This window comes from Pseudomonas morbosilactucae (genome assembly GCF_023241665.1).
Taxonomy (GTDB): Bacteria; Pseudomonadota; Gammaproteobacteria; order Pseudomonadales; family Pseudomonadaceae; genus Aquipseudomonas; species Aquipseudomonas morbosilactucae.
Genome location: NZ_JALQCX010000047.1, coordinates 52,240 through 77,444, shown reverse-complemented (window position 1 = coordinate 77,444; position 25,205 = coordinate 52,240). Strand labels below are relative to the sequence as shown.

23 protein-coding genes and 2 pseudogenes are annotated in these 25,205 nt (G+C 63.3%); 10 read left to right on the top strand and 15 right to left on the bottom strand.

What is annotated here, in order from left to right:
- Positions 1 to 149 precede the first annotated feature (149 nt).
- A complete protein-coding gene (locus M1B35_RS23115) occupies positions 150 to 608 on the top strand; it encodes a hypothetical protein (RefSeq protein WP_268263189.1) in 459 nt (152 codons plus the stop codon).
- Positions 609 to 713: 105 nt separating this feature from the next.
- Here M1B35_RS23115 and pmrG read toward each other — a convergent pair whose 3' ends face one another.
- On the bottom strand, positions 714 to 1,394 hold the full coding sequence (pmrG, locus tag M1B35_RS23110; RefSeq protein ID WP_268263188.1) for a lipopolysaccharide core heptose(II)-phosphate phosphatase PmrG: 681 nt from the start codon (positions 1,392 to 1,394) through the stop codon (positions 714 to 716).
- A 482-nt stretch (positions 1,395 to 1,876) separates the two neighbouring features.
- On the opposite strand from pmrG, the pseudogene M1B35_RS32365 reads away from it, so the two are divergent.
- Both M1B35_RS32365 and M1B35_RS32360 read left to right on the top strand, forming a co-directional pair.
- A pseudogene (locus M1B35_RS32365) lies at positions 1,877 to 2,755 on the top strand (methyl-accepting chemotaxis protein); the annotation flags it as partial.
- A 42-nt stretch (positions 2,756 to 2,797) separates the two neighbouring features.
- Positions 2,798 to 3,661 carry a methyl-accepting chemotaxis protein gene (locus M1B35_RS32360; RefSeq protein ID WP_425273440.1) on the top strand — a complete coding sequence of 288 codons (864 nt, stop codon included), beginning with the start codon at positions 2,798 to 2,800 and terminating at the stop codon, positions 3,659 to 3,661.
- Between the two features lie 85 nt (positions 3,662 to 3,746).
- On the opposite strand, the gene M1B35_RS23100 is transcribed toward M1B35_RS32360, so the two are convergent.
- Positions 3,747 to 4,139 carry a DUF3077 domain-containing protein gene (locus M1B35_RS23100; RefSeq protein WP_268263186.1) on the bottom strand — a complete coding sequence of 131 codons (393 nt, stop codon included), beginning with the start codon at positions 4,137 to 4,139 and terminating at the stop codon, positions 3,747 to 3,749.
- Positions 4,140 to 4,655: 516 nt separating this feature from the next.
- On the opposite strand from M1B35_RS23100, the gene gliR reads away from it, so the two are divergent.
- Positions 4,656 to 5,672 carry an AraC family transcriptional regulator GliR gene (gene gliR, locus M1B35_RS23095; RefSeq protein WP_268263185.1) on the top strand — a complete coding sequence of 339 codons (1,017 nt, stop codon included), beginning with the start codon at positions 4,656 to 4,658 and terminating at the stop codon, positions 5,670 to 5,672.
- Positions 5,673 to 5,674: 2 nt separating this feature from the next.
- Here the strand turns inward: gliR and M1B35_RS23090 are convergent, their stop codons facing one another.
- From M1B35_RS23090 to mdaB, 9 genes are all read right to left on the bottom strand, one after another.
- The gene (locus M1B35_RS23090) at positions 5,675 to 6,043 is read right to left on the bottom strand and encodes a glyoxalase superfamily protein (protein ID WP_268263184.1); all 369 of its coding nucleotides are present in this window, start codon (positions 6,041 to 6,043) and stop codon (positions 5,675 to 5,677) included.
- A 116-nt stretch (positions 6,044 to 6,159) separates the two neighbouring features.
- Positions 6,160 to 7,626 carry an N-acyl-D-amino-acid deacylase family protein gene (locus M1B35_RS23085; protein WP_268263183.1) on the bottom strand — a complete coding sequence of 489 codons (1,467 nt, stop codon included), beginning with the start codon at positions 7,624 to 7,626 and terminating at the stop codon, positions 6,160 to 6,162.
- A 1-nt stretch (position 7,627) separates the two neighbouring features.
- Entirely contained in the window at positions 7,628 to 8,488 is an 861-nt protein-coding gene (locus M1B35_RS23080) for a MurR/RpiR family transcriptional regulator (protein WP_123337409.1), read from the bottom strand.
- Positions 8,489 to 9,838 (bottom strand): GntT/GntP/DsdX family permease, encoded by a 1,350-nt coding sequence (locus tag M1B35_RS23075; RefSeq protein WP_123337411.1) that lies wholly within the window; start codon positions 9,836 to 9,838, stop codon positions 8,489 to 8,491.
- Between the two features lie 237 nt (positions 9,839 to 10,075).
- Complete coding sequence (locus tag M1B35_RS23070) at positions 10,076 to 10,402, bottom strand: hypothetical protein (protein WP_268263182.1); 327 nt, start codon at positions 10,400 to 10,402, stop codon at positions 10,076 to 10,078.
- Positions 10,403 to 10,511: 109 nt separating this feature from the next.
- Positions 10,512 to 11,957, bottom strand: a complete 1,446-nt coding sequence (locus tag M1B35_RS23065; protein ID WP_268263181.1) for a SulP family inorganic anion transporter — start codon at positions 11,955 to 11,957, stop codon at positions 10,512 to 10,514.
- 220 nt (positions 11,958 to 12,177) lie between these two features.
- Positions 12,178 to 13,845, bottom strand: a complete 1,668-nt coding sequence (gene ggt / locus M1B35_RS23060; protein WP_268263180.1) for a gamma-glutamyltransferase — start codon at positions 13,843 to 13,845, stop codon at positions 12,178 to 12,180.
- 90 nt (positions 13,846 to 13,935) lie between these two features.
- A complete protein-coding gene (locus M1B35_RS23055; RefSeq protein WP_123337419.1) occupies positions 13,936 to 14,868 on the bottom strand; it encodes a LysR family transcriptional regulator in 933 nt (310 codons plus the stop codon).
- 50 nt (positions 14,869 to 14,918) lie between these two features.
- Positions 14,919 to 15,509, bottom strand: coding sequence for an NADPH:quinone oxidoreductase MdaB (gene mdaB / locus M1B35_RS23050; protein ID WP_123337421.1), 591 nt, complete (start codon positions 15,507 to 15,509; stop codon positions 14,919 to 14,921).
- A 204-nt stretch (positions 15,510 to 15,713) separates the two neighbouring features.
- Here mdaB and M1B35_RS23045 point away from each other — a divergent pair, with 204 nt between their 5' ends.
- Positions 15,714 to 16,028 (top strand): putative quinol monooxygenase, encoded by a 315-nt coding sequence (locus M1B35_RS23045; protein ID WP_268263179.1) that lies wholly within the window; start codon positions 15,714 to 15,716, stop codon positions 16,026 to 16,028.
- On the opposite strand, the pseudogene M1B35_RS23040 reads toward M1B35_RS23045, so the two are convergent.
- Positions 16,018 to 16,781, bottom strand: a pseudogene (locus tag M1B35_RS23040) (sulfite exporter TauE/SafE family protein). The gene M1B35_RS23045 and the pseudogene M1B35_RS23040 sit on opposite strands and share 11 nt — an antisense overlap.
- A 214-nt stretch (positions 16,782 to 16,995) precedes the next feature.
- On the opposite strand from M1B35_RS23040, the gene M1B35_RS23035 reads away from it, so the two are divergent.
- The 3 genes from M1B35_RS23035 to M1B35_RS23025 all read left to right on the top strand — a co-directional run bounded on the left by M1B35_RS23035 (position 16,996) and on the right by M1B35_RS23025 (position 18,945).
- Positions 16,996 to 17,880, top strand: a complete 885-nt coding sequence (locus M1B35_RS23035) for a LysR family transcriptional regulator (RefSeq protein WP_268263178.1) — start codon at positions 16,996 to 16,998, stop codon at positions 17,878 to 17,880.
- 56 nt (positions 17,881 to 17,936) lie between these two features.
- Positions 17,937 to 18,512 carry an NAD(P)H-dependent oxidoreductase gene (locus tag M1B35_RS23030; protein WP_268263177.1) on the top strand — a complete coding sequence of 192 codons (576 nt, stop codon included), beginning with the start codon at positions 17,937 to 17,939 and terminating at the stop codon, positions 18,510 to 18,512.
- A gap of 61 nt (positions 18,513 to 18,573) precedes the next feature.
- The gene (locus M1B35_RS23025; RefSeq protein WP_123337431.1) at positions 18,574 to 18,945 is read left to right on the top strand and encodes a MerR family transcriptional regulator; all 372 of its coding nucleotides are present in this window, start codon (positions 18,574 to 18,576) and stop codon (positions 18,943 to 18,945) included.
- Between the two features lie 24 nt (positions 18,946 to 18,969).
- Here M1B35_RS23025 and M1B35_RS23020 read toward each other — a convergent pair whose 3' ends face one another.
- Together M1B35_RS23020 and kynU are read right to left on the bottom strand one after the other, a co-directional pair.
- On the bottom strand, positions 18,970 to 20,379 hold the full coding sequence (locus M1B35_RS23020; RefSeq protein WP_268263176.1) for an amino acid permease: 1,410 nt from the start codon (positions 20,377 to 20,379) through the stop codon (positions 18,970 to 18,972).
- Positions 20,380 to 20,460: 81 nt separating this feature from the next.
- On the bottom strand, positions 20,461 to 21,711 hold the full coding sequence (gene kynU, locus M1B35_RS23015) for a kynureninase (RefSeq protein ID WP_268263175.1): 1,251 nt from the start codon (positions 21,709 to 21,711) through the stop codon (positions 20,461 to 20,463).
- Between the two features lie 176 nt (positions 21,712 to 21,887).
- Between kynU and M1B35_RS23010 the strand changes: the two genes are divergently transcribed.
- Positions 21,888 to 22,361: an Lrp/AsnC family transcriptional regulator gene (locus M1B35_RS23010; protein ID WP_123337437.1), complete on the top strand. Its 474-nt coding sequence runs from the start codon at positions 21,888 to 21,890 to the stop codon at positions 22,359 to 22,361.
- A 3-nt stretch (positions 22,362 to 22,364) separates the two neighbouring features.
- Here the strand turns inward: M1B35_RS23010 and M1B35_RS23005 are convergent, their stop codons facing one another.
- A complete protein-coding gene (locus tag M1B35_RS23005) occupies positions 22,365 to 23,378 on the bottom strand; it encodes an AraC family transcriptional regulator (RefSeq protein ID WP_268263174.1) in 1,014 nt (337 codons plus the stop codon).
- A gap of 440 nt (positions 23,379 to 23,818) precedes the next feature.
- On the opposite strand from M1B35_RS23005, the gene antA reads away from it, so the two are divergent.
- Positions 23,819 to 25,204 carry an anthranilate 1,2-dioxygenase large subunit gene (gene antA / locus M1B35_RS23000; protein WP_268263173.1) on the top strand — a complete coding sequence of 462 codons (1,386 nt, stop codon included), beginning with the start codon at positions 23,819 to 23,821 and terminating at the stop codon, positions 25,202 to 25,204.
- The last annotated feature ends 1 nt before the right edge of the window (position 25,205 follow it).

Sequence of the window (25,205 nt, the reverse complement as noted above, 5' to 3'; positions counted from 1 at the left end):
AAAAACGGCGGCAAAAACAACCGCCACCGCCTACGCTAGAAATGCTTCGCCCCCCTGTAATCCACCGGACCCGGCAGCCCCAGACACCACGGGGCGCTGCCCTTGAACCCCGCGCCAATCCCGTTCGCGCGCGCCCATGGAGTGTTCCCATGCTGCTATCTCGTACCTTACTGACCAGCCTTGTACTCTTCGCCGGCGCTGCCCAGGCCCTGGATACCCGAGAGGTGCCCAAGGCCACCTTGCAAGCCTACGGCAACACCCTGAACACCGTAGCGACCAGAACCCAATGGCAAGAACTCTGGAAAAACAGCCGGGCCCAAGGCGCTTTTCAGGGCACCGGCAACCACCCCCGCTTTACCGTGCAGCAAAGCGTCTTGCCGGACCTGGTGTACAGGACACTGAGCAGCGCGACCGAGGTCACCCCCCGCAATACGACCCAAGCCCTCTATCGCTACGACTTCGCCCGGCCGGTGGGCATCAAGGACCAACAGGTGCTCACCGCGGTCTGCCTGTTGGTGGATTGGCGCAGCTTGCCGCAAGACAGCGCCGTCGACGATACGAGCCTCATGGGCAGCATCAGACTGCTGGAAACCCAGCCCTGTCTTTGAGCGCCTGACGCCGCCCGGGCCTGTGCTGGTAACAGCCTCCCCGGGCACTCCGACTACCGCAGAAAAAAACAAGACAGATCCAGAGAGAACACCCGATGCCCCGAATCACCGTTGATCGAGCGCCACTCGGCGCCAGTCGCTGGCTTCGATAAAGCCCAGCATCTTCGGTGCGTCATTGAGGGTGTCGGTGGAAATGAACAGAGAGGCGCCGTAGCCCAGGGTCGAAGCCGGCAGGTTCAACTCCTTCTCCAGTTGCGCCATGCACTCGCTGTGGGTCACCAGCACCAGGTTGCGCCCGGGCACCTTGTGCGCCAGCACATCCTGCAGCAGGTGGTTGCGGCAACTGGACAGCCAGGTGTCGCCGCTGCTGACCTGGTTGAACATGTACCCGGCGCTTTGCACCGCGCGGGTCATGGGGCTGTTGTAGAGGTCTGCCCGGGCCAGCCCTAGGTGTTCGAACTGCGCCCCCACGCCCACCGCCACGGCCCGAGCGCGATCGGTGATGCCATCGGCGACGTTCAGGCAAGGGGCCCGGGAGTGATCACAACGTTCTACATGGCGGATCAGCACGATGGTCTGGCCCTTGGCCCAACTGTCGAGCAGGGCCTGTTGCCCGGCCGGGTTGTCGTCCGCCAGGTCCGCCACCGCCGCCGGCTTGAGCAGGAACAACGTCATGGGGATCGTCAGTAACAACGCCAGTAACACCACCAGGGTGTTTCGATAACGGGCCAGCAGACGCCCCTCGAGGGCGCGCCCGACCACGGGCAAACCGAGTCTTGATTCCACCAATGCCGCTCCTCGCAAGCCCCACCCTTGAATCGAATGGCACCTGCGCAACCTACTCAACACAGATGACCATTCAGCCTTCGCGTGGGGCCTATCCCCATTGCCCGGCGGACTTTAAGCAGGCAAGCGTGGCCCGGCAGTGAAACGAATGTGAAAAAAAGCTGAATGGGCGCGACGTACGGCCCTGAAATATGCGAAAAGGCTGCGCTGAATCAATACCGACGAAATGCTTTCAGATCTCGATTTGTCGGCCGATACACCGAAGCACACACATTTCGCTGGCGACCAAAAACAACAATCTTCCAGCCACACGACGATCATGACGCGCAAGTTCCTGGAGGAATTGAATGAATAGCTGGTTTGCCAACATCAGTGTCAACCTGAAGCTGGGCCTGGGCTTCGGCTTGGTACTGACCCTGACCACCATCCTCGCCCTGACGGGCTGGACCAGCCTGGGTGGCCTGATTGACCGCAGTAACTGGATGAGCGACATCACCCAGCTCAATGCCGGCCTGACCAAACTGCGGGTCAGCCGCCTGCAATACATGCTGACCAACGGTGACGAAACGGCTGCACAGAATGTGCAAACCACCCTGGACGCCTTCGTCGCCCAGCAGCAGAAACTCCTGCAGACCTTCAAGAGCCCTGACAACCTCAAGTTGCTCAAGGCCCAGAGCGACACCATCACCGCCTACCAGGCCTCGCTGAACAAAATGCGCAGCGCCTACCGCGCCAGCGACAGCGCGCGCCAGACCATGGCCGTGAACGCCGAGACGGCCTACAACATGATCAACTCGATCTACACCCGGGTGCAGCAGATGCCCCTGAGCGACGAGCGGTTCGAGCAGTTCCAGGCCATCACCAAGGCCAAGGAAGCCTTCATGCTCACGCGCTATGAAGTGCGTGGCTACACCGCCAACAGCAACCCGGAAACCGAACAGAAAGCCGCGGCCCAACTCAACAGCGCCATCGGCGAACTGGCCCAGCTCAACGTGCATTTCGCCAGTACTCAGCAAGACGCCCTGCGTCAGCTGGAAGGCGCCCTGAACAACTACCGCACCGCCCTGTTGGCGTTCAAGGCCGCCCTGAACGATGCCGGTATCGCGCGCAAGGAAATGACCGAGCAAGGCTTCGACATCGTTGCCCGCAGCGACGAGCTGTATCAGATCCAGCTCGACCGCCGCGACGCCGAAAGCGCCCAGGCTCGCAGCCTGCAATTGATCAGCACCTTGCTGGCGCTGTTGCTGGGCGTCCTGGCAGCCGTGATCATCACCCGGCAAATCACCCGCCCGCTGCGCGAGACCCTCGCGGTGGTGGAACGCATTGCCTCCGGCGACCTGACCCAAGACGTGCGCGTCACCCGTCGTGACGAGCTGGGCGTGCTGCAACAAGGCATTGCCCGCATGGGCGTGACCCTGCGCGAACTGATCAGCGGCATCCGTGATGGCGTGACCCAGATCGCCAGCGCCGCAGAAGAGCTGTCGGCCGTGACCGAAGAAACCAGCGCCGGCGTCAACAGCCAGAAGGTCGAGACCGACCAAGTGGCCACCGCCATGCACGAGATGACCGCCACCGTGCAGGAAGTCGCGCGCAACGCCGCTGAGGCCTCTCAAGCAGCTGCTGCCGCCGATGGCGAAGCCCGCCAAGGTGACAAAGTGGTCGCTGAAGCCATCGCCCAGATCGAGCGACTGGCCACTGAAGTGGTGCGCTCCACCGACGCCATGACCGTGTTGCAGCAAGAAAGCGACAAGATCGGCAGCGTCATGGACGTGATCAAGGCCGTGGCCGAACAGACCAACCTGCTGGCCCTCAACGCCGCCATTGAAGCCGCGCGTGCTGGTGAAGCCGGTCGTGGTTTTGCCGTGGTGGCCGATGAAGTGCGGGCCCTGGCCCAGCGCACGCAGAAGTCCACCGAAGAGATCGAAGGCTTGGTGGCCGGTCTGCAAAACGGCACCCAGCAAGTGGCCAATGTGATGAACAACAGCCGCAACCTGACCGAAAGCAGCGTCGAGCTGACCCGCCGCGCCGGTACCTCCCTGGAAAACATCACCCGCACGGTGTCCGACATCCAGTCGATGAACCAGCAGATCGCCGCCGCTGCCGAGCAGCAGAGCGCCGTGGCCGAAGAGATCAGCCGCAGCATCATCAACGTGCGCGACGTCTCGGAACAGACCGCTGCCGCCAGCGACGAAACCGCTGCGTCCAGCGTTGAACTGGCCCGCCTGGGCAACCAGCTGCAAATGATGGTCAGCCACTTCCGCGTCTGACCCACTGCGCCCCCATCGCTGGCAAGCCAGCTCCTACACCTCCTGTAGGAGCTGGCTTGCCGGCGATAGGCGCAACGCGGTCGCCCTACCCCTCCGGCCTGACCGCGCCATCCAGCAGCGCATCCACTACCGCCCGCGCCATCTCCACCGAATGAATCATCGACCAGATCAGCCCGCGCTCAATGCCGCTGGCGCTGGTGATTTCGTCGGCCGTCTCTTCCGCGCACTTAAGCAGCAATGAAACGTGCAGCAGCGCCTCTTCGGCATTGACTCCTGCGCAGACGGCGAATAGCGGACGGCCCTCGCCATCCCGACAACCAAAGCGGGTGCTGCCAGTGGCGGAGAGAGCCTTATGCAAAGGGGCGGAAAGAGGTGCGGTATTCAGTGCCTGAAGCAAGGCTTTATTGGGCACTTCCAGCGCGGTGATCAACTCACGGCTGGGTTGCAAAACGGGTGGGTCGGGAACGATCTTTTTCATGATCAGCAGCTCCTTTTTATGAAAGCCGCCAGCATCACTTGCAGATGATGGGTGGCGGCTACGTGCGAGCCTGCAAGACCAGGAAGAAGCAAACCCGGTAGATCCGAAGATCTCCCGCACGCAGCCACCATAAATCGAACTGAACAATCAGTGATCCTGAGTGGACGTGAACATTCGCTTCTTGTGCGGGCTTGCAGACCCGATCGCTGGTTTTGGCCAACGACGGACGCAGACTAGCCCCGGACAATTGGAAGGTTCAAGCCACTCGAACAGCTGAAATGTAACGGAGCGATTCTCTCGGAAATGCCCTACAAATCAAAGCGAAAATCCGTCATTAGAGGCGAACTTTATCGCGCGGCGGTGAGGGGAATAAGCGGTGCGCCCTTCGCTGGCAAGCCAGTTCCTACAGAAAGGCGCCAATGCCCGGGGCCAAGCATTTACACCCATCCCGCTTTGCCCTTACCTTTCCGGATCTGCGTCCTGCTGTCCGAATGATCAGTCACCCGGAATACCTCGATGCCCAGCCTCGGTTTTACCTCGGTCCCGCCCTTGCTCAAATATCTGCTCTATGGGGAGCAACTGGGTATTGCCAGCGCGCCGGCGCTAGCGGCGGCGGGGCTTGAGGCCGCGCAGTTGAATGACACCAGCCTGCGGCTGCCGATGGAGGTCCATGAGCGTTTGCTGGACTACTTCTGCCAGCATTCCGGCGACCCGCTGTTCGGGCTGAATTCGGCGCGTTTCGTCAAACCCAGTTCCTGGAATGTGCTGGGCTACATCACCATGAACTGCGCCACCCTGGGCGAAGCCATGGGCCGCATCATGCCGTTCGAGAAGCTGGTGGGGGACATGGGCACCAGTCGTGCCGAGGTGGCGGGTGATCAGGTGCAACTGATCTGGAGCTGCCGCCATCAGCGCCCGGACATTCGCCGGCACCTGGTGGAAAACGTGCTCGCGTCCTGGCTGCTGTATGCACGCTGGATCGCCGACTCGGAACTCTCACCCAGCGTGGTGTGGTTCGAGCATTCGCGGCCGGAACAGGCCGAACTGGCACAGTACGAAGCGTTGTTCGGCTGCCCGGTGCACTTCGAGCAACCCTGCTCGGCCCTGGTGGCGCCCCTGGAATACCTGCAATTGCCCCTGCGCCAGTCCGACCCACGCCTGCTCAAGACGCTGGAAGACCATGCCCAGGGGATGATGGCCGCGTTGGCCGACGCACCGCTGGCGCTGCAAGTCAAAAGCGCCTTGCGCCAATGGCTCAAGCACGGCGTGCCGCGCAAGGAGCAGGTCGCGGAGCAATTGGCCCTGTCGGTGCGCACCCTGCAACGCCAACTGCAGCAGGCCGGCACCTCGTACCAGCAACTGCTCGATGATGTGCGCCAGGAACTGGCCGAACACGCCCTGCTGCACAGCGAGCAGTCGCTGCAGGAGATCTCCGACAGCCTCGGCTTCAGCGAGCCGCGTTCGTTCCACCGGGCCTTCAAGCAGCGAACCGGCCTGACCCCGGCGCAATACCGCCAGCAGCGTAGGCGCTGAACTCAGACGCAGATGGCGTTGGTAAACACCAGGCGATTGCCGAACGGGTCATGCACGGTCATGTCTTGGCTGCCCCAGGGCATGGCCTGGATTTGCGGGTGGGCAAAGGGGTAATCCTTGGCCTTCAATTGCTCTTGGAAGGCCTCCAGTTCATCGGTCTCGATCCGCAGGGCCGCGCCCGGGGTGCAATCGCCGTGGTGCTCGGACAGGTGCAACACGCAACCGCCTCGGGACACCTGCATGTACAGGGGGTAATTGGCTTCGAAACGATGTTCCCAATCAAGCTGGAAACCGAGAAAACCCAGGTAGAACTCCCGCGCTTTGGCCTCGTCGAAAATCCGCAGAATGGGGGTGGTTTTGCCAAAGCTCATTGCACGACTCCCTGACTCAAATAAGCCGACTATACAGGCGGCGATTCCCAGCACTTCGGCGCCGTTAAAAGATTCTTTAATGGCACGGCGCCATCACTGTGATGGAGATCAAAGAATCAGCCTGCGGATGTGAAGCCCCGGCGCAAATCCCCCTCCCGCGCCAGGAACCGCCCCGAGCGGTGGCCGTTGGCCTGGCCCTCGGCGTAGCTGCGCACGCCATTGACCCACACCCCGTCGATCCCTTGCGCCGCTTGCTGCGGGTGCTTGAAATCGGCCACGTCACGCACCTGCGCCGGGTCGAACAGCACCAGGTCGGCCCAATGCCCCTCGCGGATTTCGCCGCGCTGGTGCAGGCCGAAACGCGCCGCCGAAAGCCCGGTCATCTTGTGCACCGCCGTGTGCAGCGGGAACAGGCCGAGGTCGCGGCTGAAGTGGCCCAGCACCCGAGGAAAGGCGCCCCACAAGCGCGGGTGGGGAAACGGATCGTCCGGCAGGCCATCGGAGCCGATCATCGACAGCGGGTGGGCGAGGATGCGTCGCACATCGTTTTCATCCATGCCGTAGTACACCGCCCCCGCCGGTTGCAGGCGCTCGGCGGCGACCCGCAGGCTGACGCCCCACTCGGCGGCGATGTCCGCCAGGTCACGACCGCTCTGCTCCTGGTGTGGCGTCGACCAGGTGATGGTGATGCGGTAAGCATCGGTGACCTGCTTGAGGTCCAAAGTCGAGGAACTGGCGGCGTAGGGATAGCAGTCGCAGCCCACCGGGTGGTCCTGGGCCGCCTGTTCCAGGGCCGCCAGCAGTTGCGGGCTGCGCCCCCAGTTGCCGGCGCCGGCACATTTGAGGTGGGAGACGATCACCGGCACCCGGGCCGAGCGGCCGATCAGAAAGGCTTCGTCCATGGCCTCCAGCACCGGCTCGAACTCACTGCGCAGGTGCGTGGTGTACACCGCCCCGAACGCTGTCAGTTCCTGGGCCAGTTGCAGCACTTCATCGGTCTCGGCACAGAAGGCGCTGGCATAGGCCAATCCGCTGGACAGGCCGAGGGCACCGTCCTCCAGGCTTTCACGCAATTGCTCGCGCATGGCCGCGATCTCGGCGGCGCTGGCGCTGCGATACAGGTCCGCAAGGTGGTTGCTGCGCAGCGCCGTGTGCCCCACCAAGGCCGCGACATTCACCGCCGGGCATGCCCCGTCCACCGCCGCGCGGTAGTCGCGAAAGCGCGGATAGACAAACATCGAGCGCTCACCCAGCAGGTTCATCGGGTCCGGCGGGTCGCCCTGGAGGCTCACCGGCGCAGCGCTGATCCCGCAGTTGCCGACGATCACCGTGGTCACGCCCTGGCTGAGCTTGGGCAGCATCTGCGGCTGGCGGATCACCACGGTGTCGTCGTGGGTGTGCACATCGATGAAGCCCGGGGCCAGGACCCGACCGCCAGCATCAATGTCTGCCTCAGCCGTGGCGGCGGACAGATCGCCGATGCGCTGGATGCGACCGTCACCAATCGCCAGGTCGGCGGGGTAACCCGGGCGGTCGCTGCCGTCGATGATCAGGGCGTTGCGGATCAGCGTGTCGTAGTGCATGTCAGTCTCCCAGGGGCAGGCAGTCGTCGCCGCCACGGTAATGGTCCAGGGCCAGCTTGATCCGCCGCAGGCGTTCCTGGCTGTCATCGGGCAGCGCCAGGGCCAGCTCGGTGGCCAGGACATCGATGGCCAGCAGCATGCCGTAGCGGGCCGCGGTGGGTTTGTAGATGAATGAAGTTTCGGCGCTGTGCAGGGGCAGTAGCACGTCCGCCAGTTCGGCCAGGGGGGACTCGGGCAAGGTAATGGCGAGGATGCCGGCACCGTAGTTGCGGGCCAGGGCCACCGCGTCCAGCAACTCGGGGGTGATGCCGGTCAGGGAGCAGGCGATCACCGCGTGTTGCGGCCCCAAGGCGGCGGCGGTGACCCGCATCATCACCGGGTCGTGGCAGGCGGCGATGGGGTAGCCCAGGCGCACCAGACGCACCTGCAGCTCATCGCTGCACAGGGTCGAGCAGCCGCCCATGCCGAAGGCGTGGATCATCCGTGCCCGCCCCAGCAAGCGCAGCGCATCGGTAAACTGCGCTTCCTCGAAACCGGCCAGGTGCTGATGCAGCGCAGACTCGATATCGCCCAGGATCTGCCGGTAGAAACCGGACTGTTCGGGCGCCCTGGCGGGGTCGAGAAAACGGCTGCCGACACCGCTGGCCTGGGCCAGTTGCAAACGCAGGTGACGCAGGTCGCGGCAACCGACGCTGCGGGCAAAGCGCGACAAGGTGGCGGCGCTGACGTCGGCGCGCTGGGCCAGTTCGTCGAGGCTGGCGGAGGCGGCAAAGCCCACGTCGTCGAGCAGCAAGCGGGCGATCCGCCCTTCCCCGGCGCTGAAGTCATCCAGCCGCAAACGGATCTGGTAAAGAATGTCCATCTACAACAGCTCCGCGAGTCCCAGGGTCAGGCCGAAGGCGATCACTGAAATCAGCGTCTCCAGCACGGTCCAGGTCTTGAAGGTTTGAACGACGGTCATATTGAAGTATTCCTTCACCAGCCAGAAGCCACCGTCGTTGACGTGGGACAGAATCACCGAACCGGCCCCCGTGGCGATCACCAGCAATTCCGGGTGGGGATAACCCAGGCCGACGGCCACCGGCGCCACCACCCCGGAAGCAGTGGTCAGGGCCACGGTGGCGGAACCGGTGGCGATCCGCATCAGCACCGCGAACAGCCAGCCCATCCACAGCGGCGACAGCTGGAATTCATGGGCCAGGCCGACAATCTGCTGGGTCACCCCGGAGTCGATCAGAATCCGGTTGAGGCCGCCACCGGCCCCCACCAGCAAGGTGATGCTGGCCGTGGGCGCCAGGCATTCGTTGGTGAACGTGAGGATCGATTCGCGGTTGATGCCCTGGGCCAGCCCCAGGGTCCAGAAACTCACCAGGGTGGCCACCAGCAGGGCGATCACCGAGTTACCGATAAACAACAGAAACTGATTGAACCCGGTGCCGGGTTCCGCCAGCAGGTTGGCCCAGCCGCCGATCAGCATCAGCACCACCGGCAGCAGGATGGTGGCCATGGTCAGGCGAAAGCTGGGCAGGCGCACCCGGGGTTCGCGGGCAATGAACTGCCGCTCCAGAGGGTTCTCGGCCGGCAGATGAATGTGCGGCACGATAAACCGGGCATACACCGGACCGGCAATGATCGCCGTCGGCACGCCGATCAGCAGCGCGTACAGCAGGGTCTGCCCCACCGACGCCTGATAGGCCTGCACCGCCAGCATCGCCCCCGGATGAGGCGGCACCAGCGCATGGACCACCGACAGCCCGGCGACCATGGGCAGGCCTACCATCAGCAGCGACACCCCGACCCGCCGTGCCACGGTGAAGGCAATGGGGATGAGCAGCACAAAACCCACTTCGAAAAACAGCGGCAGCCCCACCAGGAAGGCAATGCAGACCATGGCCCAGTGAGCATTGCGCTCGCCGAAACGATCGATCAGGGTCCGCGCCACCTGTTCGGCGCCGCCGGACTCGGCCATCAACTTGCCGAGCATGGTGCCCAGGGCCACCACCAGGGCTATGTGGCCCAGGGTCTTGCCGACCCCGGCTTCATAGGCACCCACCACGCCGGACGGCGGCATGCCGGCCATCAGCGCCAGGCCGACGGACACTAGGGTGATGACGATAAAAGGGTTGAGTCGGTAGCGAGCAATCAACACGATCAACGCAATGATGGCGACTGCGGCATAGCCCAGCAGCCAGTAACCCGATGCCGGAGCCATGGGTTCCTCCTTGACGACAGTGTCACTTTCGAATGGTTGTGAAACCCTTTAATCATTTAAAGAGACTGGCTTCAAACCAAGTGAAACTAATTTTCGTAAAGAGGCAGGCGTTGTCGCGAACAGCTATGCAAAAGCACCAGCGATGAAATTCGGTGGTGGGTATTTTCATCACCGAGCACTGAAAACGGGCGAGCACTGCCACTCGCCCGACGGCCCTGGAAGGTGGCGGATCAGCGCCTAACGGCGCGCGAAATCATGGCGAATGCATTGCTCGTAGTAGGTCTGCTTGACCCCGGCGGGCTTGAGCCGCGAGCTGCTGTTGTATGTCTGTTCAGTGATGCCCATGGCCGACATGCGCATCCAGGGCTGGGCGAACTTGCGCGCCTGCAATTGCTTGCGCGCGCCATACAGGGAGACGCCTGAAAGCTTGGAAGCCTGGGCGCCGGCGGCGATCCCCGAACCCCAACTGCAGACAAATCGCTCGCGCTTGCTCAACTCCCGAGCCTCGACACCGAACGAAGCGGCCATCACACACAACGTCAAGGGCAGTACCCATGTCCTCATTTCGCCAACACCCTGCTGAAAAAGGCGGCAAGTTTGGCAATGAAAAGCGCCTCAGGGGGCCAGCAATTTGCCGCACTGCGCGGCTTTTTTTACCGGCCCCCAACGGACCTCAGTCGTGTTGTTCACGGGCGCGCTTGAGCAGCTTCTTGCAGCGCTCCGACAGGTGCAGCACCCGCAGGTGCTTACCGGCCTTGGTGTAGCGTTCACGCAGGGTCTTCAAGGCGGCGATCGCCGAGTAGTCGACGAAGCTCAAGTGGCGGCAGTCAATGGTCACCCGCTCGGGGTCGTTGGCTGGGTCGAATTGATTGAGAAAGGGCGTGCTGGAAGCGAAGAACAAGGTGCCGTGCACCTGATACAGCTTGCTGCCGTCGGCCTCCAGATGGGCCTCGGCGTACAGCTCGCGAGCCTGCTGCCAGGCGAAGTTGAGGGCGGCAATGATGATCCCGCACAGCACCGCCGTGGCCAGGTCGGTGAACACGGTGATGGTGGTCACGGCGATGATCACCAGCACGTCGTTGAGCGGCACCTTGTTCAGCACCCGCAGCGATGCCCAGGCGAACGTCTGCTGCGACACCACGAACATCACCCCCACCAGCGCAGCCAGGGGGATACGCTCGATCATCGGCGACAGGAACAGCACGAACAGCAAAATCATCACCCCAGCGACCACCCCGGACAGCCGCCCGCGACCACCGGAGCTGAGGTTGATCACGGTCTGCCCGATCATTGCGCAGCCGCCCATGCCGCCGAACGCCCCCGAGACCATATTCGCCGCGCCCAAGGCCACGCATTCGCGGTCCGGGTAGCCGCGGCTCTCGGTGATCTCGTCGGTGAGGTTCAGGGTCAGCAGGGTTTCCAGCAGGCCGACCAGGGCCATGAGGATCGCGTAGGGGGCGATGATGCCGAGGGTTTCCAGGGTCCAGGGCAGGTCCGGCAAAGCCAGGCTGGGTAGGCCACCGGCGATGTGGGCCATGTCCCCCAGGGTGCGGGTCGGCAGGCCGAGCAGGTAAACCGCCAACCCTACGCCAAGGATCGCCACCAACGCTGGCGGCACGGCGCGGGTCAGGCGCGGCAGCAGGTAGACGATGGCCATGGTCAACAGCACCAGCCCGGTCATCAGGTACAGCGGCGTGCCGCTGAGCCAGTGCTCGCCATCCTTGAAATGCTCCAACTGGGCCAGGGCGATGATGATCGCCAGCCCGTTGACGAAGCCCAGCATCACCGGGTGCGGCACCATGCGCACCAATTTGCCCAGGCGCAACAGGCCGAACGCAACCATGATCAAGCCGCCCAGCAGCACGGTGGCCAGCAGGTACTGCACCCCGTGTTGCACCACCAGCGCGACGATCACCACCGCCATGGAACCGGCAGCCCCGGAGATCATGCCCGGCCGGCCGCCGAACAGCGCGGTCAGGGTGCAAATGATAAAGGCGCCGTAGAGCCCCACCAGCGGATTGAGATGGGCCACCAGGGCAAAGGCGATGCATTCGGGCAGCAGGGCGAAGGACGTGGTGAGTCCGGCCAGGACATCGGCGCGCAGACGTTTTGCTTTCATGAGTGACCTGATAGTTGGACCGACTCGGCGATCCGGGGAATGGCGGGAAACAGGCGGGGAATGTTACGGAATTGAGCCGCCGCCGACCAGCCGGCCGTCGGCAAGTGCTGGATCGGAGCGAACACTCATTACACGTAGGAGCTGGCTTGCCAGCGATACACCCTCAAGGCCGGTGCAAACTCCAAGAGCCTATCGCCGGCAAGCCGGTTCCTACAGCGAGTTATTGGATGACTTTGCCGACGCCTCGGCCCCGTGGGTCGGAGGCGGTCTCCAACTGAGTGCCATTGACCCGGATCGCCTGGACATCGCCCATCTCCCAGCCCTGATCCTCCAGGGTGTAACCCATGGCTTTCAGCTCATCGGCGACCTTGCCGGTGAGCGGCGCATAGGCGTCATAGTAAATCGTGTCCTTGGGCAGCAACTGGTGATGCACGCGCTGCGCCGCCACGGCCTTTTCCAGCGGCAGCTGGTAGTCGTAGAGGTTGTTCAGCACCTGGAAGATCGAGGTGAAGATCCGCGAACCACCGGGGGTGCCCAGCACCAGGGTGACCTTGCCGTCGCGGGTCACCAGGCTCGGGCTCATGGACGACAACATGCGCTTGCCAGGGGCGATGGCGTTGGCATCACCGCCGACCACGCCAAAGGCATTGGCCACGCCGGGCTTGGCGCTGAAGTCGTCCATTTCATCGTTGAGCAGGAAGCCCGCCCCCTTGACCACCACACCGCTGCCGTAGTCCCAGTTCAGGGTGAAGGTGTTGCTCACCGCGTTGCCCTGGGCGTCAACGATGGAGAAGTGGGTGGTCTGGTGCGGCTCAAGCCCGGGGCGCACTTTTTCCGTGGCGGAGATGGCGTTGGGGTTGACCTCGGCGGCGCGCTTTTTCAGGTACGCCGGGTCGGTCAACGGCTTCACCGGTACCTCGGAAAAGTCCGGGTCGCCCAGGTAGTCCGCACGGTCGGCAAACACGCGCTTTTCGATTTCCGCCAGCAGGTGGATGTACTTGGCCGAATTCAGTTCGACGCCCTTGAAGTCCGCGGCGCGTTCTTCCTTGATGCTGATCAGCTGGGCCAGGGCGACCCCACCGGAGCTGGGCGGCGGCGCGGTGTACAAGGTGTTGCCACGGAAGGTCACCTGCAACGGCTGGCGCCACTGGACCTTGTAGTCCTGCAGGTCCTGCTTGGTGATCAAGCCCTTGTCGGCCTGCATCTGCGCCACCAGCAAATCGGCGGTCTTGCCGCTGTAGAACTCCTTGGCACCCTGGTCGGCGATGCGTTCCAGGGTCGCGGCCAGCTCTGGCTGACGGAAGGTTTCACCCGGTTTCATGCTGCCGAAATAGTCGCTGAAGTTGGTGGTACCGTTGAACAGCTTCAACGCATCTTCCCGGTACTGGTACTGCTTGTCCGCCACCTTGAAGCCGTTTTTCGCGTAGCCCACGGCCGGGGTGATCAACTCGCTCCAGGGCAGCTTGCCGAACTTCTTGTGGGCTTCCCACAACCCCATCACAGTGCCCGGCACACCAGCGGCGCGGGCGCCCACCAGGCTCAGGTTCTCGATCACCTCGCCCTTGTCGTTCAGGTACATGTCCCGGGTCGCGGCCTTGGGCGCGGTTTCCCGGTAGTCGAGAAAATAAGGTTTGCCGTCGATGAACATCGTCATGAAGCCACCGCCGCCGATATTGCCGGCCTCGGGGTACGTCACCGCCAGGGCAAAGGCCGTGGCCACTGCGGCGTCCACCGCGTTACCGCCCTTCTTCAAGATCTGCGCCGCCACGTCGGCGCCGTACTGGTTCGGCGCGGCCACCGCACCGCCTTCCAGGGTGACGGCAAAGGCTGAACCGCTGGCGGCAATGGCCACGGTCAAGGCCAGGGACTTGAACAACAGAATGCGCATAAGGAGCTTCCTTTTCTTGTTTTTGAACAGCTAGAACCTTAGGCCTTGCATGGCGATTTGAACAATCGCCTATCGCCGGCAAGCCTGCTCCTACAAGGGGGGTGGGGCATCAATGGGTTGGAATTCGGGGTGGGCGTAGTCCGCCAGTTTGCCTTGGAGGAAGTCGAGGAAGCACTGGATGCGCAGGGCCAGTTGCGAGTTGCGGTAATACACGGCGTTGATCGGCTGGCGATAGCCGCTGTTGAACGAGGCCAGCACCGGCTGCAAACGCCCGGCGCGGATATCGTCGACGGTCATGAAGTGCGACAGGCAGGCAATGCCCTGCCCCTCCAGTGCCAGATGGCGCAAGGTCTCGCCGCTGGAGGCGCTGATCCCCGGCTGAATCTGCCAGCGGTCACCGTGCGCGTGGCGCAATGGCCAGTGGTTGAGCGTCTCAGTCTGGGTGAAGCCCAGCAAGGTGTGAGCCGACAACTCCGCCACGCTGTGCGGCGTGCCGTGGCGCTCCAGGTAGGCCGGGCTGGCGAGGATGTGCAACGGGCTGCAGCCCAGGGAGCGGGCGTGCAAGGTCGAGTCCGCCAGCACACCGATGCGAATCGCAATGTCGGTGCTCTGCTCCAGCAGGTCGATGATCAAATCGTTGCTGTTGAGCTCCAGCTGGATGTCCGGGTAAAGACCGCGGAACTCGTCGATGTAGGGCACGATGGCATGCAGCATGAAGGGCGAAGCGGCGTTGATCCGCAAGCGCCCGGACGGGGTCTGCTGACGCGAGGACAGGCGCTCCTCCAGCTCCTCCATCTGATCGAGAATCAGCTTGGCCTGCTCGAAGAAGTACTTGCCCTCTTCGGTCAGGTCCATGCGTCGAGTGGTGCGGTTGATCAAGGTGGTGTCGAGCTTGGCTTCCAGTCGCGACAGGGTGCGGCTGACCGCCGACGGCGTCTGCCCCACCTGCTCGGCCGCAGCGGAAATCGAACCGCATTCAATGACACAGACGAAGATCTGCAGTTCGTCGGATCGGGCTTTCACAGCAGTCCTCTATCGAGAGTGGGGGCACAAGCTCCCGATAGTAGCCGGATTCAGCCCGCCAGGTTGAACAACGCCTTGAGGTGCTGCTCGTAGCGAGCCACGTCGCCCTCGATGTCCGGACGCTTCATCACATCGACGCAAAGGAAGGTCGGCAAGGCGCTCATGCCGAGGAACTCGTTGGCTTTGTGGAACGGGAAGTACACCGCATCCACGCCCTTGGCTTCGAAGAAATCGCTGGGGTCGTCGAAGGCTTGCTGGGGTGCGTTCCAGGTCAGCGAAAGCATGTACTGCTTGCCCTGGATCAGGCCGCCGCTGCCGTACTTCTGCGAGGCGTCGGAACGGGTCCGGCCATCGCTGGCGTAGAGGCTGCCATGGCCTTCGGTGAAGACTTCGTCGATGTACTTCTTGACGATCCACGGGGCGCCCATCCACCAGCCGGGCATCTGGTAAATGATCACGTCGGCCCAGAGGAACTTGGCCACTTCTTCCTGGACGTCGTAGCCCGCGTCGATGTGGGTGACCTTGACGTCGATGCCGCCGCGATCCAGGACCGCCAGGGCGGTGTCGTGCAGGGTCAGGTTGTAGCGGCCATCGGAATGGGCAAACTTTTTGCCGCCATTGAGCAACAGTACTTTTTTCATGATTGAGCCTCATCGCACGCCGCCCTGTCGCGCTGCCATGCGGCGCCGGGTGGCAAAGATTGAAAATGATGGGCGCAGGTTAACGATGGTCGGGTCTGAGAATAAGCCCAACTTGCTCAAAATACATTTGACTAAAACGCACGAATAGCCAGTTGATTGTTGCCATAAAATTTTGAACCCATCCCTGATCACGAGCCCCTCGTCATGCCTGAGCACCACGCGTTCATCCTTCACGCCAAGACCCGCCCGGAGAAAGCCGACGCCTTCGAAACCCTGTTTCGCGCCTACGCGGCACCCAGCCGCGAGGAACCCGGTTGCATCGAATACCACATGCTGCGCGACCAGCAGGACCCGACCCTGTTCATCTTCTATGAGGTCTGGGCCTCCCAGGCGGCCCTAGACCAGCACTCCGCCCTGCCCCACATGCAGCGTTTCTTCGAGCAGCGCATGGAGTACCTGGAGCGGGATTTCGAGATCCGCCGTATCGACATGCTCAGCCCCGCCTCAGCTAGCCGCTGATCAGCAAATACCCGCCCAGCAGGCCCAGGCCGATAAAGAACACCCGCTTGAACAGCACGGCGCTGATGCGCTGCCGCAGGCCTTGGCCCAGCCACATGCCGAGCATGGCCGGCGCCAGGGCCAGCAACGAAGCACTCAATTCGCCGCTGCCCAGGGCGCCGTGCCATGAAAGGCCGGCGGCCAGGGCCAGTGTAGAGACCGTGAACGACAGCCCCAGAGCCTGCACCAACTCGTCCTTGCTCAAGCCCAGGGCCTGCAGGTAAGGCACCGCCGGGATCACAAACACCCCGGTGGCAGAGGTGATGACGCCGGTGATCAACCCGCACAACGGCGCCAGCCAGCGCTCATGGCGGGGGCCAGGCGCAAGGTCGGCAACAGCAGGCCGCTCAGCGCATAGAGCAACAAGGCCGCGCCCAGGCCCCGCACCACCCAATGCCCGGCGTCGATCCCCAGCCACAGGGAACCGCCAGCAGTGCCCACGAAGATCGCCAGCAGCATCGGCCATAGGCGCTTGAGCAAGGCCGGCAAGTGCCCGCCAAAGGCCAACTGCCAAAGGTTGGTCAGGGTTGCCGGCACAATCAGCAAGGCCGCAGCCTGCGCCGGGGCCATAGCCAAGCCCAACAGCCCCATGGCGATGGTGGGCAGGCCAAGGCCGATCACGCCCTTGACCATGCCGGCCAGGACAAAGGTGCCGATCACCAGCAGGGAAAGGCTGAATCCGAGGTTCTGATAAAACGCGAGGGAGGTCGTCATGGGCCTATCCTGCGCTCGGATCGGCTCGCGGAAAATCTGCCATATACTGAGCCAGCCTCTTGCCAAGCAATAGGCACATACGAAAATTTATTGCCCGTACCTCCGTAGGAGCTGGCTTGCCAGCGAAGGCGTTTCCACGGCCTGTGCAAAACTCCCGGGCCCCTTCGCCGGCAAGCCGGCTCCTACACCGACCCGGTTCCCCGAGGGAGACTCCATGCACTTCGACCTGATCGACTTGCGGCTGTACCTGAACATTCTGGAGGCGGGGAACATCACCGCCGGCGCCGCTCGCAGCCACTTGTCCCTGGCCGCCGCCAGTGCCCGCATCCGCGCCATGGAAGCCTCGCTGGGCATCGAGTTGCTCGAACGCGGGCGCCGCGGCATCAACCCGACACCCGCCGGCAAGGCCCTGGCCCAACACGCCCGGACGCTGTTGCTGTACGTCGACCACCTGCAACAGGACCTCGCCGAGTACGCCAAGGGGATCAAGGGCCAGGTGCGCCTGCTGTGCAACACCACTGCCAGCAGCGAGTACCTGCCGGAGTTGCTGGCGGACTTTCTTTGCCATCACCCGCACCTGGACATCGACCTGCAAGAGTGGCCCAGCCAGCGCATCACCCATGCCCTGCGCCAGGGTGCGGCAGACCTGGGTATCGTCTCCGATGCCGTAGACACCCAAGGCCTGGTCACCCGGCCATTTCGCGACGACCCGCTGGTGCTGATCATGGCCCCCACGCACCCTTTGGCCGCCACCCCGCAGCCGCGCTTCAGCGACAGCCTGCACCATGACTACGTGGGCCTACCCGCCGCCAGCGCCCTGGCGGTGTACCTGGAAGAACAAGCACTGCACGCCGGCCTGCGCATGCAGATGCGCATCCGCGCCGAAGGTTTCGATGGGGTGATGCGCATGGTGGCCAGGGGCGCCGGGGTGGCAGTGGTGCCCCAAGCCGCCCTGCAACGCGGCACTCGCCGCCAGGCACTCAAAGCAGTGCCCTTGCACGAAGCCTGGGCCCAGCGCCGACTGCTGCTGTGCACCCGTGACGAGCAAGCCCTGCCACCCTACGCCAAGGCGCTGTGGGACGCCCTGCTCGGCCCTTGACTCTCCCCTTGGCAGTAGGCTTTACCCTGGGCTCTTTGTGTTCAAGGACAGCCGCAATGAGCAAACGCATCCTGGTGATTCTCGGCCATCCTTCCCACCGCAGCTTCTGCGGCGCCCTGGCGGATAGCTACATCGAAGCCGCGCAGCAGGCCGGTCACGAGGTGCGCCAACTGCGCCTCGGCGAACTGGCCTTCGACCCAGTGCTGCATGAGGGGTACCAACAGATCCAGCCCCTGGAGAGCGACTTGCTACAGGCCCAGGCCGATGTTCTGTGGGCCGAGCACATGACCCTGGTCTATCCGATCTGGTGGGGCGGGACGCCGGCGCTGCTCAAGGGTTTTTTCGATCGGGTGTTCCTGCCCGGCTTCGCCTTCAAGTACCGCCCGGGCAAGGCCTTCCCCGAGAAACTGCTCAAGGGCCGCAGCGCTCACTTGCTGGTGACCATGGACACCCCGCCCTGGTACTACCGCTGGGTGTACCGCATGCCCGGGCTGCATCAAGTGCGCAAGACCACCCTAGAGTTCTGCGGCATCCGCCCGCTGCAAACCCTGACCTTCGGCCCGTTGCTGGACGCCAGCGAACCCCGTCGGCACACCTGGCTGGAACAAGCCCGGGCCCTTGCCAGGCGCTGAAGGGTTCGGATAATGCGCGCACGCCACCGGCCTTCTGGCCGCCATGGAAAAGGAAGTGTGCATGTACATCGGCAAAGCCGCGCAATTGTCCGGAACCACCGTCAAGAGCATCCGCCATTACGAAGCCATCGGCCTGCTGCCCACGGCCCAGCGTCAGGGCCAATACCGGGTCTACGACCAGGAAAGCGTGGAGCGCCTGATGTTTATCAAGTGCGCCCAGCAACTGGGTTTCAAGCTCAAGGAGTTGCAGGAGCTGTTTGCCCGACACAGCGGCGACGCCTTCCCCTGGGCGCTGGCCCAGGAGGCCCTGGCCAGCAAGAAGCGTGAATTACAGCAACAGATCGACCAGTTGCAACAACGCTTCAGCGAGGTCGAACGCTTTGAGGACAGCCTGCAACACGCCCACCAGCAATGCCGGCTGGGCAGCCTCTAAAGCCACCCGGCCGACCTGGCGTAATCAGACGTTGGACAGCTCGGCAGCCACCGGCGCCCGCGCCTTTCTGAAGAACACCGCGTAGACCACCGACAGAATCAGCAAGAACGGCACGCCAAACACCAGGGTCATCTTGAACGCGTCGGTGAAGTAGGTGGTGATCATCACCGCCCCCATCAACACCAGCCCAAGCAGGGTGCTGTAGGGAAACAGGCGCATACGGAACGACAGCGGCTGCTCGCCGTGGCGCTGGTGATAACGGCGGAAGCAGTAGTGGGTGAGGAAGATCATGAACCAGGTGAAGATCGCGCCAAACATCGAGATGGCCATCATCAGGGTAAATGAGCTTTCCGGGTACAGCACGTTGACCAGGGTCGCCAGGGCGATGCCGGAACTGGACAGCAACAACGCGTTAAGGGGGATGCCAGTCTTGCTCAGGGCGCCCATGGACCTGGGCGCGTAGCCGGCGCGGGACAGGCTGAACATCATGCGCGTGGTGATGTACAGCTGGCTGTTCATCGCTGACAGGGCGGCGATCAGGATCACGAAGTTCATCACCCCGGTGGCCCCGGGAATGCCGATGGTCTGCATCACCGTGACGAAGGGGCTCTGGGCCTTGCCGGCCTGGACCCAAGGCACGATGGCCAGCATCAGGGCCAGGGTCAGCAGGTAAAACACCACCAAGCGCACGATGGTTGCGCGGAAGGCTTTTTTCACCGCCTGCTGCGGGTCCTCGGCTTCACCGGCGGCCACGGCAATCATTTCCACGCTCAGGTAGCTGAAGATCGAGACGATCACCGCGATCCACATGCCTTGGAAACCGTTGGGGAAAAACCCGCCGTGGGCCGTGTAGTTGTGCACCCCGTAGTCGGGGTTGCCGGAGCCGAACACCACGTACACCGCGAGGATGATAAAGCCGACGATGGCGGCGATCTTGATGGTCGAGAACCAGTATTCAAAGTTGCCGAAGGTTTTCACGCTGATGGCGTTGAGGGCGATCAGCACGCTGGAGAAGGAGACGATCCACACCCATTCAGGAACGTTGGCGAACCAGTACTTCATGTACATGGCGATGGCCGTGACCTCGGCGCCCACCGCCAGCACGATGGCCGCCCAGTAGGCATAACGCACCAGGAAGCCGGCGAGCGGACTGACGTAGAACTCGGCGTAGGCCCCGAAGGAGCCGGAGGTGGAATGGGCCACGGTCATTTCCGCCAGGCAGCCCATCAACAGCAAGGTGATCAGGGCGCCGATGGCGTAGCTCAGCAGCACGCTGGGACCGGCATACCCGATGGCGTAGGCGCTGCCCATGAACAGCCCGGTGCCGATGGCGCCACCGATGGCGATCATGCTCATCTGGCCGGCGGTGAGCTGGCGCCGCAGGCCCTGCTCACGATTGGAAATCGCTTCAAAACCCTTGTTGGTCGTGGTCACGTTGGGTGCCCCTTTATTGTTATGGTTGCACGGCGCTGGGTGTCTCGCTCCCGCGCCTGCCGCGGGAGCGAGGTGCCGAGGTCAAGTCACGCTGTGGCGCACCTGGAACTCCGGTTGGGCCCAGGTTTTTTGATCAAGAATCTGCCCCAGCTTCTCCACCGCATCCCAGACTTCGCTGAAGCGGGTGTACAGCGGAGTGAAACCGAAACGCATGATCCGCGGCTCGCGATAATCGCCAATCACCCCCTGGGCAATCAACGCCTGCACCACTGCGTAACCTTGCGGGTGCTCGAAGCTCACGTGGCTGCCGCGCTTGGCGTGTTCACGCGGGGTGATCAGTTGCAGGTCATGGCCTGCACAACGCTGCTCCACCAGGTCGATAAACAGGTCGGTCAGGGCCAGGGACTTGCGCCGCAGGCTGGCCATGTCGGTCATGGCGAAGATATCCAGGCCGCACTCGACCAGGGCCAGGGAGGTGATCGGCTGGGTGCCGCACAGGTAGCGAGCGATGCCCGGGCTCGGCTCGTAGCTGGACTCCATGTCGAACTGCCGGGCATGCCCGAACCAGCCCGAGAGCGGCTGGGTCACCAGATTGCAGAGCGCCGGCGAGACCCAGGCAAAGGCCTGGGAACCCGGACCGCCGTTGAGGTACTTGTAGGTGCAACCGATGGCGTAGTCGGCGCCCGCCTGGTGCAGGTCGATCGGCACCGCGCCGGCGGAGTGGGCCAGGTCCCACAGGGTCAGGGCCCCGCATTCGTGGGCCAGGGTGGTCAGGGCCTGCATGTCATGCATGTAGCCGGTCTTGTAGTTGACGTGGGTCAGCATCACCACGGCGGTGTCTTCGCCGATGGCGGCCGGCAACGCTTCGGGGCTGTCGACCAACCGCAGGGAGTAGCCCTGCTGGAGCATCTGGGTCAGGCCCTCGGCGATGTACAGGTCGGTGGGGAAGTTGCTGCTTTCACTGACGATCACCCGCCGCGTCGGCGCCCGCTCGGCCTGTACGCGCAAGGCCGCGCTGAGGACCTTGAACAGGTTGATCGAGGTGGTATCGGTGATCACCACCTCGTCTTCACCGGCACCGATCAGGCTCGCCAACTGGTTGCCCAGGCGCTGCGGCAGGTCGCGCCAGCCGGCGGTGTTCCAGCTGCGGATCAGGCCGTTGCCCCACTCCTGTTCAAGCACCTGGCGTGCCCGCTCAAGGGCCGCCACCGGGCGTGCGCCCAGGGAGTTGCCGTCGAGGTAGATGACCCCGTCCGGCAGGGCGAACTGTTCACGCAAGGGGGCCAGGGGGTCCTGCTCGTCGAGGGCCAGGCAATGGTTTCTGCTGATCATGGGGCGTCCTGTTCTTGTAGATGAGCGGTCAGGCGGGCCGAGGGGGAAGCGGTCCGCGGAGCCTGAAAATAATGGACGAAGCCCGGGAGAATTTTCGTGCAAAGTGCAGCGTCATACCGTACTAATCTCGAATAAAATTCGAACCCGACCGAAAAAAACGCGGATTTATTCAACTCATGATGCTCGACTCCACCGATCTGCGCCTCCTGCACTTTCTGCAACAGGACGGGCGCATCAGCAACCAGGAACTGGCGGAAAAAGTCGCCCTGTCGCCGTCGGCCTGCCTGCGTCGGTTGCGCATGCTGGAGGGTGAAGGGGTCATCAGCGGCTACCGCGCCGTGCTCAACGCCGAGCGCCTGGGCATCGAGCTGGAGGCCATCGTCCACGTGTCCCTGCGCCAGGATGTGGATAACTGGCACGAGACCTTTATCCAGAAGGTCCAGCAGTGGCCGGAAGTGGCCAGCGCCTACGTGATCACCGGGGCCAGCAACTACGTGCTGCGGATCCAGGCACGCAACCTCAAGCACTTCTCGGATTTCATCGTCAACCACCTGAATCGCACGGCCGGGGTCACCGACATCCGCTCGGAAATCGTCCTGCAGAAGATCAAGGAGCGGGACGAGTTGCTGGACCTGGTGCAACGCAAATAACCTTCAGAAACCGCTGAGGCGCCGAGCCTGGTGGCGCTGCAAGGTGGTGCTCGGCGACTCGTCGAACAGCTTGCGGTACTCGGCGGAAAAACGCCCCAGGTGGGTGAACCCCCAGCCCAGGGCGATTTCGGAAATATTGCGCGCCGAGCCGTGTTCCAGCAGCTCCTGACGCACCGCGTTGAGCCGGTACTTTTTCAGGTACGCCATGGGCGACAGGGCGAAATACTTCCTGAAGGCCTCGAACAGCTTGAAGCGCGAAACCCCGGCCGCAGCTTCCAGATCTTCCAGGTGCAAGGCCTCGCGGGCGTTGTCGTGGATGTACTGGCGGGCACGCAGCAGGTAATGGGGCAGCTTGACGCCCAGCACCTCGCGCAACTCTTCGGAATAGTTGTTCGGCTGGGCCAGGATCAGGCCCTTGATCAACGAACTTTCGATGTCCCGGGTAAAGGCCACCTGCTCGTACAGCTCGTTGCTGCTTTCCAGCTCGGCGATGAAGTAGCGCGCCATGCGCCACCAAGAAGCCGAGGCGCCGTCCACCGCGTTCATCGCCGCCTCGAAACGCAATGGCGCATCCAGAGGGCGTTGCAGCAAGCCTTCCAGAGCCTCGCCCATGGCACTGCGGGTAATCACCACCTGGACCTTGCGGCAGTCGCCGGAAATCGCCAGCACCTGGCTTTCATTGGGCGAGATGATCACCCCTTGGTCGGGGTTGGACATCAGCCGCACGCCGTCCTTGCTCAACTCCTGCTCACCGCACAGGGGCAGGCTCAGGCTGTAGCTGCTGAAGCGCTCGGCGTCTTCGATGTCCACGGTGACGTCGGTGCCGTATTCGATGGTGCCCAGGGTGGTGGCCCGGGACCGGAAGACGTTAGCGCTGTGGTGGAAACGGATGCGCTCGGGGCTGGCGGTCTCCAGGCGATGGGGCCCACAGATACCTGACATCCAGCTTCTGGCCCCTTCGAGGTCGAAGCGTTCGATACGAATATCGCGAAACTGCGAATCAGCTTTGCTATTCATCACGGCACACCCACGGCAATATTTTTCAGCGCGCTCTGACGGCGCGTCTTGGGGGTTGAAGAGCAACTTCCACGCCAGCGGGCGCCACTGCCTAGCCAATGGATAGCAATGGCTGACTAAGTGGATAAACCCTGCCCGATGCTCTTCGATCCAGCCTTGCGGCTGGGCGTCACAGTAGCTCATCGGTGCACCGTGGTGCAGCCCTCGATCACCCGGTGCACGACCTTGGGTATTCCACGCCCACCGCGAGTGGCGGGTGTTACCGGCCCGGGCCTCGACCTGCACTCCGCCCTCTGCTGCCATCCAGCCCCGGCCGGCAAGGCGCCCACCGGGCGGGCAATTTTGTGGATGACCTTGACCCACAAAGCGGATAGCCACCCCGCCCCCCGACTCCCTCTAATGCACGCACCGATTGGCCTGAATAAAAAAGGTAGCGACCCATGAGTGGTGCCAGAACAACCGAACAATGGACAGCCTTTATCGAGAGCTGTGTGGATTTTCGCCCCGCCGACGGGGTGTTCCGCATCGCCCGGGACATGTTCACCGAGCCCGAGCTGTTCGACCTGGAAATGGAGTTGATCTTCGAGAAGAACTGGATTTACGCCTGCCACGAAAGTGAGCTGGCCAATAACCACGACTTCGTGACGATGCGCGCCGGGCGCCAGCCGATGATCATCACCCGCGACGGCGAAGGCCGACTCAATGCCCTGATCAACGCCTGCCAGCATCGCGGCACCACCCTGACCCGGGTCGGCAAGGGCAACCAGTCGACCTTTACCTGCCCGTTCCACGCCTGGTGCTACAAGAGCGACGGCCGCCTGGTGAAGGTCAAGGCGCCGGCGGAATACGCCGAAGGGTTCGACAAGGCCACCCGAGGCCTGAAAAAGGCCCGCATCGAGAGCTACAAGGGCTTCGTGTTTATCAGCCTCGACGTGCATGCCGACAACAGCCTGGAAGACTTCCTCGGCGACGCCAAAGTGTTCTTCGACATGATGGTCGCCCAGTCCCCCACCGGTGAACTGGAGGTGCTGCCCGGCAAGTCGGCGTACACCTACGACGGCAACTGGAAGCTGCAGAACGAGAACGGCCTGGACGGTTATCACGTCAGCACCGTGCACTACAACTACGTGGCCACGGTGCAGCACCGCCAGCAGGTCAACAGCGAGAACGGCGGCAGCGCCAGCACCCTGGACTACAGCAAGCTCGGCGCCGGCGATGCCGACACCGACGACGGCTGGTTCGCCTTCAACAATGGCCACAGCGTGCTGTTCAGCGACATGCCCAACCCCAGCGTGCGCTCCGGCTACGCGACGATCATGCCGCGCCTGGTGGAGGAATATGGCCAGGACAAGGCCGAGTGGATGATGCACCGGCTGCGCAACCTCAACGTCTACCCGAGCCTGTTCTTCCTCGACCAGATCAGCTCGCAGTTGCGCATCATCCGCCCACTGGCCTGGAACCAGACCGAGATCATCAGCCAGTGCATCGGGGTCAAGGGCGAGTCGGACGCTGACCGGGAAAACCGCATCCGCCAGTTCGAAGACTTTTTCAACGTCTCGGGCATGGGCACCCCCGACGACCTGGTGGAGTTTCGCGAGGCCCAGCGCGGCTTCCAGGCACGCCTGGAGCGCTGGAGCGACATCTCTCGGGGCAGCCACAAATGGGCCACCGGGCCAACCCGCAACAGCGAAGCCATCGGCATCCAGCCGGCCATGACCGGCACCGAGTTCACCCACGAAGGGCTGTACGTCAACCAGCACAGCAACTGGCAGCGATTCCTGCTGGACGGCCTGGCCAAGCAACCCCTGAAGCTGCGTGAGGTGTAAC